This window comes from Pseudomonas sp. Root401 (assembly GCF_001425105.1).
In the GTDB taxonomy this organism is placed as follows: domain Bacteria; phylum Pseudomonadota; class Gammaproteobacteria; order Pseudomonadales; family Pseudomonadaceae; genus Aquipseudomonas; species Aquipseudomonas brassicacearum.
Genome location: NZ_LMDO01000018.1, coordinates 22,040 through 32,081 on the forward strand (window position 1 = coordinate 22,040; position 10,042 = coordinate 32,081).

The 10,042-nt window shown below is 62.7% G+C and carries 1 protein-coding gene and 3 pseudogenes; all 4 read left to right on the forward strand.

The window, feature by feature from the left end; all coding sequences use genetic code 11:
- Positions 1-910: non-ribosomal peptide synthetase (locus ASC85_RS32150; protein WP_236712362.1), on the forward strand; the 910-nt coding region annotated here is incomplete at both ends.
- Between the two features lies 1 nt (position 911).
- Positions 912-3,643, forward strand: a pseudogene (locus tag ASC85_RS33125) (AMP-binding protein); the annotation flags it as partial.
- 1 nt (position 3,644) lies between these two features.
- Positions 3,645-9,687 (forward strand): annotated as a pseudogene (locus ASC85_RS32735) (amino acid adenylation domain-containing protein); the annotation flags it as partial.
- Position 9,688: 1 nt separating this feature from the next.
- A pseudogene (locus tag ASC85_RS33130) lies at positions 9,689-10,042 on the forward strand (AMP-binding protein); the annotation flags it as partial.

Below are 10,042 nucleotides of genomic sequence, written 5' to 3' on the forward strand. Positions count from 1 at the left end.
GGTCAACGTCGCCGGTGAAGCGCTCAAGCGCAGCCTGGTGGAGACGTTGTTCGAGCAGACCCAGGTCAAGCGCCTGTGCAACCTCTACGGTCCTTCGGAAACCACGACCTACTCAAGCTGGGTATCGATGGCCCGCGAGGATGGSTTTGCCGCSCACATCGGCAAACCGGTGGCCAATACTCAGTTCTATCTGCTGGATGAGTACAAGCAACCGGTGCCGCTGGGCGTGCCGGGCGAAATCTACATCGGTGGTGCTGGGGTGGCGCGGGGTTATTTGAACCGCGACGACCTGACGGCTGAACGCTTCCTCAAGGACCCGTTCAGCGCGGCTTCGAACGCACGCATGTACAAAACCGGCGACTTGGGCCGCTACCTGCCGGATGGCAACATCGAATACCTGGGCCGCAACGACGATCAGGTGAAGATCCGTGGTTTCCGCATCGAGCTGGGCGAGATCGAAGCCAAGCTTGCGCAACACGACGCCTTGAACGAAACCGTGGTCCTGGCCCGTGAGGACGTGCCGGGCGACAAGCGCCTGGTGGCCTATTTTACTCAGCATTCGCCAGGCGAAGCGGTAGAAATCGAAACCCTGCGCGCCCATCTGCAGGCATTGTTGCCGGCCTACATGGTGCCAGTGGCCTACGTGCACCTGGAGGCCTTGCCGCTGACCCCCAACGGCAAGCTCGACCGCAAGGCCCTGCCGGCGCCGGACCTTGATGCGTTGGTGACGCGTGGCTACGAGGCCCCGCAAGGCGAAACCGAAACCACCCTGGCGCAGCTCTGGCAAGACCTGCTCAAGGTCGAGCGCGTCGGTCGTCACGACCATTTCTTCGAACTGGGCGGCCATTCCCTGCTGGCCGTCAGCCTGATCGAGCGGATGCGCCAGGCCGGGTTGAGCGCCGATGTGCGCNGGTCGTCACGACCATTTCTTCGAACTGGGCGGCCATTCCCTGCTGGCCGTCAGCCTGATCGAGCGGATGCGCCAGGCCGGGTTGAGCGCCGATGTGCGCATACTATTCAATCAACCGACCTTGGCTGCCCTGGCCGCCGCAGTGGGCACCGGCAACGAGGTGACTGTCCCGGCAAACCTGATTCCTCTGGGTTGCGAACACATTACCCCAGCTATGCTGCCACTGGCGACGTTGAGTCAGGAGGCCATCGACTGCATCGTATCGACGGTGCCGGGCGGTGCGCGCAACGTGCAGGACATCTATCCGCTGGCGCCGCTGCAGGAAGGCATCCTTTACCATCACCTCGCCGCCGAACAAGGCGACCCCTATGTGCTGCAAGCGCAGTTCACCTTTGATAGCCGCGAGCGCCTCGCCGCTTTCACCCAGGCCTTGCAGGGGGTGATCGACCGCCACGACATCTTGAGGACCTCCATGGCCTGGGAAGGGCTGGACGAACCGGTGCAAGTGGTCTGGCGCAAGGCGGTATTGGGTGCTGAACACGTCGTCCTGCAACATGAGGACGGTGACATTCTCAGTCAGTTGAAAGCGAGCTTCGACGTCAGTCACCACCGCCTGGATATCCGCCAGGCGCCGTTGATGTGCGTTCGGTTCGCAGAGGACGTCGTCAACCGACGTTGGCTGGCGACCCTGCTGGTCCATCACATGGCGCTCGACCACACGGCGTTGGAAGTGATGCGCCACGAGATACAGGTGCACTTGCTGGGCCAGGCCAATCAGTTGGGCGAGGCGGTGCCTTACCGCAACTATGTGGCCCAGGTGTGCCAGGGCGTAAGTCGTGAAGAGCACGAAACGTTTTTCCGCGCGATGCTCGGCGACATCGACGAACCGACGCTACCGTTCGGCTTGCAGGACGTCCGTGGCGATGGCAGCGGTATCGAGGAAGCCCAACAGGCGATCTCGACGGATCTGAGCCGCCGTCTGCGCCTGCAGGCGCGCCAATTGGGCGTGAGCGCCGCGAGCCTGTATCACTTGGCTTGGGCCCAGGTGCTGGGTCGGGTTTCGGGTCGTGAAGAGGTGGTGTTCGGCACTGTGCTGATGGGCCGGATGCAGGGCGGCGAGGGCGCTGATCGGGCATTGGGCATGTTCATCAACACGTTGCCGATCAGTGTGCAAGTCGGTGCGCAAAGTGTGCGGGCCGGTGTACTGGCGACCCATGCGCGGCTGAGCGGGCTGTTGGGCCATGAGCATGCTTCCCTGGCGTTGGCCCAGCGTTGCAGCGGCGTGGTTGCACCGACGCCATTGTTCAGTGCATTGCTCAACTACCGTCATTCGGTTGCCGAACCTAACGCGTTCCAAGCGTCGTCGAGCTGGGAAGGGATCGAGGAACTGAGCGGCGAAGAACGCACCAACTATCCACTGGTGCTGTCAGTGGACGATCTCGGCGAAGGTTTCAGCCTGACCGTTCAGGCAGTGGCCGAAATCGGCGCACGGCGGATTGGCGCCTATATGGAAGCGGCATTGACGAGCCTGGTCGTGGCCTTGGAGTGTGCGGCAGGAACGTCATTGTCTGATTTGACGATCTTGCCAGCGGCGGAGCGTGATCGGTTGCTGGTGACGTTCAACGCTACCGAGGCTGACTATCCGCAGCAGCAGACGATCCATGGGTTGTTCGAGGCGCAAGTCCAGCGTACGCCGGAGGCTGTCGCGGTGATCCGTGGTGAGCAGCGCCTGACTTATCACGAGTTGAACGAACGGGCCAACCGTTTGGCCCATTACTTGCGCAAGCAGGGCGTGGAGCCGGATTCGCGGGTGGCGATCTGCGTCGAGCGCGGTATCGACATGGTCGTAGGGTTGCTGGCGATCCTCAAGGCCGGTGGCGGTTATGTGCCGCTGGATCCGGCGTATCCGCTGGACCGTATCGCCTACATGCTGGATGACAGCGCGCCGGCGGCCGTGTTGGCGCAGACGGAARCCCTTGAATTGCTGGCGGAAGCATCGATGCCAGTGATCAATCTCGACAGCGGGCTATGGCAGGACGAATCCGTCCRGAATCCGGATGTCGCTGAGCTGACGTCCTCGCATTTRGCCTATGTGATCTACACCTCCGGTTCGACCGGTCTGCCCAAGGGCGTGATGATCGAACACCGCAACACGGTGAACTTCCTGACCTGGGCCCATCGTTCGTTCGATGACGCCACGTTGTCGAAAACCCTGTTCTCGACCTCGTTGAACTTCGACYTGGCCGTCTATGAATGCTTCGCCCCGCTGACCTCGGGCGGCAGCATCGAAGTGGTCACTAATGTGCTGGAACTGCAACAGGGCGAGCACGAYATCACCCTGATCAACACCGTGCCCTCGGCGCTCAAGGCGTTGCTGGAGTCGGGCGGTGTAGGCGAGGGCGTCGACACCGTCAACGTCGCCGGTGAAGCGCTCAAGCGCAGCCTGGTGGAGACGTTGTTCGAGCAGACCCAGGTCAAGCGCCTGCAACAGGGCGAGCACGAYATCACCCTGATCAACACCGTGCCCTCGGCGCTCAAGGCGTTGCTGGAGTCGGGCGGTGTAGGCGAGGGCGTCGACACGGTCAACGTCGCCGGTGAAGCCTTGAAACGCAGCCTGGTGGAGACGTTGTTCGAGCAGACCCAGGTCAAGCGYCTGTGCAACCTCTACGGTCCTTCGGAAACCACGACTTATTCGAGCTGGGTGTCCATGGCCCGCGAGGACGGGTTTGCCGCNCGGGCGAAATCTACATCGGTGGTGCTGGGGTGGCGCGGGGTTATTTGAACCGCGACGACCTGACGGCCGAGCGTTTCCTGAACGATCCATTCAGCAATGTTCCCGATGCCCGCATGTACAAAACCGGCGACCTGGGCCGCTACCTGCCGGACGGTAACATCGAATACCTGGGCCGCAACGACGATCAGGTGAAGATCCGTGGTTTCCGCATCGAGCTGGGGGAGATCGAAGCCAAGCTCGCGCAACACGACGCCTTGAACGAAGCCGTAGTCCTGGCCCGGGAAGACGTACCGGGCGACAAGCGCCTGGTGGCTTATTTCACCCAACTATCGCCGAACGAAACAGTTGAAATCGAAACCCTGCGTGCCCACCTGCAAGCGCAGTTGCCAACCTATATGGTGCCTGTCGCTTACGTGCGTCTGGATGCCTTGCCGCTGACTCCAAACGGCAAACTCGACCGCAAAGTCCTGCCGGCGCCGGACCTCGACGCGCTGATCACCCGTGGCTACGAAGCCCCGCAAGGCGAGGTCGAGACTACCCTGGCGCAAATCTGGCAAGACCTGCTGGGCCTGCAACAGGTCGGTCGCCACGATCACTTCTTCGAACTGGGCGGGCATTCGCTGCTGGCCGTCAGCCTGATCGAGCGGATGCGCCAGGCCGGTTTGAGCGCCGACGTGCGTATCTTGTTCGGCCAGCCAACCCTTGGGGCGTTGGCGGCGGCAGTGGGAGGCAGCAACGACATCGTGGTGCCAGTCAATCGGATTGCGCCCGACTGCGAGCGGATTACGCCTGACATGCTGACGCTGACCAGCCTCGACCAGGACGCCATCGAGCGCATCGTGTCGAGCGTGCCGGGCGGTGCGCGCAACGTGCAGGACATCTATCCGCTGGCGCCGCTGCAGGAAGGCATCCTTTACCATCACCTCGCCGCCGAACAAGGTGACCCTTACGTGCTGCAAACGCAGTTCGCCTTCGACAACCGCGAACGCCTCGACGCGTTCATCCAGGCCCTGCAAAGCGTCATTGACCGCCACGACATCTTGAGGTCATCCATGGCCTGGGAGGGGCTGGACGAGCCGGTTCAAGTGGTCTGGCGCAAGGCGGTACTGGGTGTTGAACACGTCATCCCGCACCATGGGGAGGGTGACATTCTCAGTCAGTTGAAGGCGAGCTTCGACGTCAGTCACCACCGCCTGGATATCCGCCAGGCGCCGTTGATGTGCGTCCGGTTCGCAGAGGACGCCGTCAACCGGCGTTGGCTGGCGACCTTGCTGTTCCATCACATGGCGCTCGACCATACGGCGCTGGAAGTGGTGCGGCACGAGATGCAGGCGCACCTGCTGGGCCAGGCCGGCCAATTGGGCGAGGCGGTGCCTTACCGTAACTATGTGGCCCAGGTATGCCTGGGTGTGAGTCGTGAAGAACACGAAGCGTTTTTCCGCGCGATGCTCGGCGACATCGACGAACCGACGCTGCCGTTCGGCCTGCAGGATGTTCGTGGCGATGGCAGCGCTATCGAGGAAGCTCGACAGGCTGTCGCGACCGACTTGAGTCGACGCCTGCGGACCCAGGCCCGTCGCTTGGGGGTAAGTGCGGCAGCCTTGCATCACCTGGCCTGGGCCCAGGTGCTGGGCCGGGTCTCGGGGCGCGAAGAGGTGGTGTTCGGCACCGTGCTGATGGGACGGATGCAGGGCGGCGAGGGCGCCGACCGGGCACTGGGGATGTTCATCAACACCTTGCCGATTGGCGTGCAGGTCGGTGCGCAAAGCGTGCGCGACGGTGTATTGGCGACCCACGCACGGCTGACCGGCCTGTTGGGCCATGAACACGCCTCCCTGGCGTTGGCCCAGCGTTGCAGTGGAGTCATGGCTCCGGCGCCGTTGTTCAGCGCATTGCTCAATTACCGCCATTCGGTCGCCGAGCCCATCGCGCTGCAAACCTCGCCAGCTTGGCAGGGTATCGAAATACTGGGGAGCGAAGAGCGCACCAATTATCCGTTGACGATGAGCGTCGATGACCTGGGTGAAGACTTCGGCCTGACGGTGCTGGTCGAGTCCCGGGTCGGTGCCCAACGCATCTGTGGCTATATGCAAGTGGCGCTGGAAAACCTGGTCGAAGCGCTGGAACATGCGCCGCAGACGCCGATGCACAGCCTGGCAATATTGCCGCCGGCCGAACGCAAGCAATTACTCGAGACCTGGAATGCGACAGGGGCGACCTATACCCATGACCCGCTGATCCATCGGCAGTTTGAAGCCCAGGCCGAGGCCAACCCGCAAGCGGTGGCGGTGGTGTATGCAGACCAGACACTGACTTATGGCGAACTCAACGCCCGGGCGAACCAGCTCGCGCATCACCTGTTGGCTTTGGGCGTCTGCCCGGACGACCGGGTGGCGATCTGTGTCGAGCGCAGCCTGGAAATGGTTGTCGGCCTGTTGGGCGTACTGAAAGCCGGGGCCGGTTATGTGCCCGTGGACTCGGCCTATCCGGCGGAACGTATTGCCTACCTGCTGCAGGACAGCGCACCGGTCGCGGTGTTGGTGCAGACCGTCACCGACGGCTTGCTGGCCGATGCCTCGGTGCCGGTCATCGATCTCGATAGCGCCGATTGGCAGGACGAATCCGTCTCCAATCCCGAGGTGCCGGGGCTCGAAGCCCGTCACCTGGCGTATGTGATCTACACGTCCGGTTCGACCGGTCTGCCCAAGGGCGTGATGGTCGAGCATCGCAACCTCAGCAACCTGGTGGGTTGGCATTGCCAGGCCTTCGATGTGAAACGCGGCAGCCGCACCTCCAGTGTCGCCGGTTTCGGTTTCGATGCGGCGGCCTGGGAGATCTGGCCTGCGTTGTGTGCGGGTGCGACGTTGCTGTTGCCGCCGGCTCAGGCGGGCAGCGAGGACGTCGGCGCGCTGCTCGATTGGTGGCAGGCCCAGGCGCTGGATGTGTGCTTCCTGCCCACACCCATTGCCGAATACGCGTTTGGCCGCAACCTGGGGCACGATCAACTGCGCACCTTGCTGATTGGCGGCGATCGCCTGCGCAAACTGCCGGCCGATTTGCCTTTTGAACTGATCAACAACTACGGCCCCACGGAAACGACGGTGGTGGCCACCTCGGGGCGGATCGATGCCTCGCAGGCGGTGTTGCATATCGGCAGACCGGTGGCCAACACCCAGGTCTACTTGCTCGATGCCCACCTGCAACCGGTTCCGGTCGGCGTGGCGGGTGAGCTGTACATCGGTGGCGCCGGGGTTGCCCGGGGCTACTTGAATCGTGCGCAATTGACCGCCGAGCGCTTTGTGAAGGACCCGTTCAGCCCCATGCAGGACGCGCGGATGTACCGCACCGGTGACCTGGGGCGCTACTTGCCGGACGGCAACATCGACTATCTGGGGCGCAACGACAGCCAACTGAAGATCCGTGGCCTGCGTATCGAACTGGGTGAAATCGAGGCCAGGCTTGGCACGTGCTCCGGTATCCGGGAGGCTGTTGTCGTTGCTGTGGGAGAGGCCTCGGATGACCAGCGCCTGGTGGCGTACTACACGGCGCACGACGGCCTGGATCAGGCGTTGACGGCCGAACGCCTGCGCGAACAATTGCAGGTGCACCTGCCCAGTCACATGGTGCCGGCGGCCTACGTGCGCCTGGACGCCTTGCCCCTGACCCCGAACGGTAAACTCGACCATCGGGCCTTGCCGGTCCCTGACAGTGATGCCTATTCGGGCCGCGGCTATGAAGCCCCGCAAGGCGAGGTCGAAACGGCGCTGGCGCGGATCTGGTCCGAGCTGCTCAAGGTCGAGCAGGTGGGGCGTTACGATAACTTCTTTGAACTGGGCGGGCATTCGCTCATGGCCGTCGGCCTGATCGAGCGGATGCGCCAGGTCGGCTTGAGTGCCGACGTGCGCGTGCTGTTCAGTCAACCGACCCTGGCGGCGCTGGCCGCCGCCGTCGGCAGTGGCAGCGAGGTCAGTGTTCCGGCGAATTTGATTCCCTCGGACTGTGAACACATCACCCCGGCCATGTTGCCGCTGGTCACTCTGGACCCGCAGGCTATCGAGCGCATCGTGTCGACCGTACCGGGCGGTGCGCGCAACGTGCAGGACATCTACCCGCTGGCCCCGCTGCAGGAAGGCATTCTTTACCATCACCTCTCGGCCGAGCAGGGCGATCCCTACCTGCTCCAGACACTGTTCGCTTTCGAGACCCGGGGCCGCCTGGAAGACTTCTCGCGCGCGTTGCAACAGGTCATTGATCGTCACGACATTCTCAGGACATCGATACGCTGGGAAGGGTTCGAGCAACCCTTGCAGATTGTCTGGCGCAAAGCCCTGCTGAGACGGCAAGAGGTCCCACTGGACCCGGTCGACGGCGATGCCGCGGCGCAACTGTATGAGCGTTTCGATTCCAGGCACCACCGCCTGGATATTACCCAGGCACCGATGCTGCGTCTTGTGTATGCCTACGACACGGCCAATGACCGCTGGCTGGCGATGCTGCTGTTCCACCACATGACGCTGGACCACACCGCGCTGGACGTGATGCAACAGGAAATACAGGCCTGTCTCTCGGGAGAGGCGGCGCAGTTGGGCGCCGCGATACCGTATCGCAACTATGTGGCCCAGGCCCGCCTGGGTGTGAGTGGCGAAGCCCACGAAGGTTTTTTCCGCGACATGCTCGGCGACGTCGCCGAGCCGACGCTACCGTTCGGCTTGCAGGATGTGCAAGGCGATGGCAGTGGCATCGAGGAGGTCCGCCAGGACGTCGCGGCCGACCTCAGCCGTCGGCTACGGCTCCAGGCGCGTCAGCTCGGGGTGAGCGCGGCGAGCTTGTATCACCTGGTTTGGGCACAAGTCCTGGGCAAGGTGTCGGGCAAGGACGATGTGGTGTTCGGTACGGTGCTGATGGGCCGCATGCAGGGCGGTGAGGGCGCCGATCGGGCGCTGGGCATGTTCATTAATACGCTGCCCTTGCGAGTGAACGTGGCGCAAACCGGTGTCCGTGCCAGCGTCAAGGCCACCCATGTACGATTGACTGCGTTACTGGGGCATGAGCATGCCTCATTGGCGCTGGCGCAACGTTGCAGCGGTGTGCAAGCGCCAACACCGTTGTTCAGTGCCTTGCTCAACTATCGCCATACCGGGACAACAACCGCGATCGAGCTGTCGTCGGCCTGGAACGGTATCCAGGTACTCAGTAGCGAAGAACGGACCAACTACCCGTTGACGTTGTCGGTGGACGATCAGGGCGAAGCGTTCAGCTTTACCGTCATGACCCCTGCACGCATTGGTGCGCAGCGATTCTGTGGTTATGTGCAGCACACCCTGGAAAACCTGGTCGACATGCTCGAACAGACGCCGGACCTGCCCTTGCAGCACGTGTCGATCCTGCCGGCCTCGGAGCGCGAGCAATTGCTGGTGACGTTCAACGCTACCGAAGCCGACTATCCGCAGCAGCAGACGATCCATGGGTTGTTCGAGAACCAGGTCCAGCGTACGCCGGAGGCTGTCGCGGTGATCCGTGGCGAGCAGCGCCTGAGCTACCGTGAGTTGAACGAGCGGGCCAACCGTTTGGCCCATTACTTGCGCAAGCAGGGTGTGCAGCCTGATTCGCGGGTGGCGATCGACATGGTCGTGGGGCTGCTGGCGATTCTCAAGGCCGGCGGTGGGTATGTGCCGCTGGATCCGGCTTATCCGCTGGACCGGATTGCCTACATGCTGGACGACAGCGCCCCAGCGGCGGTATTGGCCCAGGGCGCCACGGTTGGGCTGTTGACCGATGCCCCAATGGCGGTGATCAACCTCGACGGCGAGCTGTGGCAGGACGAATCCGTCCTGAATCCAGAGATTACCGAGCTGACCTCGTCGCATCTGGCCTATGTCATCTACACCTCGGGTTCGACCGGTCTGCCCAAGGGCGTGATGATCGAACACCGCAACACGGTGAATTTCCTGACTTGGGCGCATCGCTCGTTTGACGCTCAAACCCTGTCGAAAACCCTGTTCTCGACCTCGTTGAACTTCGACTTGGCCGTCTATGAATGCTTNGGCGTGATGATCGAACACCGCAACACGGTGAACTTCCTGACTTGGGCGCATCGCTCGTTTGACGCTCAAACCCTGTCGAAAACCCTGTTCTCGACCTCGTTGAACTTCGACTTGGCCGTCTATGAATGCTTCGCCCCGCTGACCTCGGGCGGCAGCATCGAAGTGGTCACTAATGTGCTGGAACTGCAACAGGGCGAGCACGATATCACCCTGATCAACACCGTGCCCTCGGCGCTCAAGGCGTTGCTGGAGTCGGGCGGTGTAGGCGAGGGCGTCGACACGGTCAACGTCGCCGGTGAAGCGCTCAAGCGCAGCCTGGTGGAGACGTTGTTCGAGCAGACCCAGGTCAAGCGT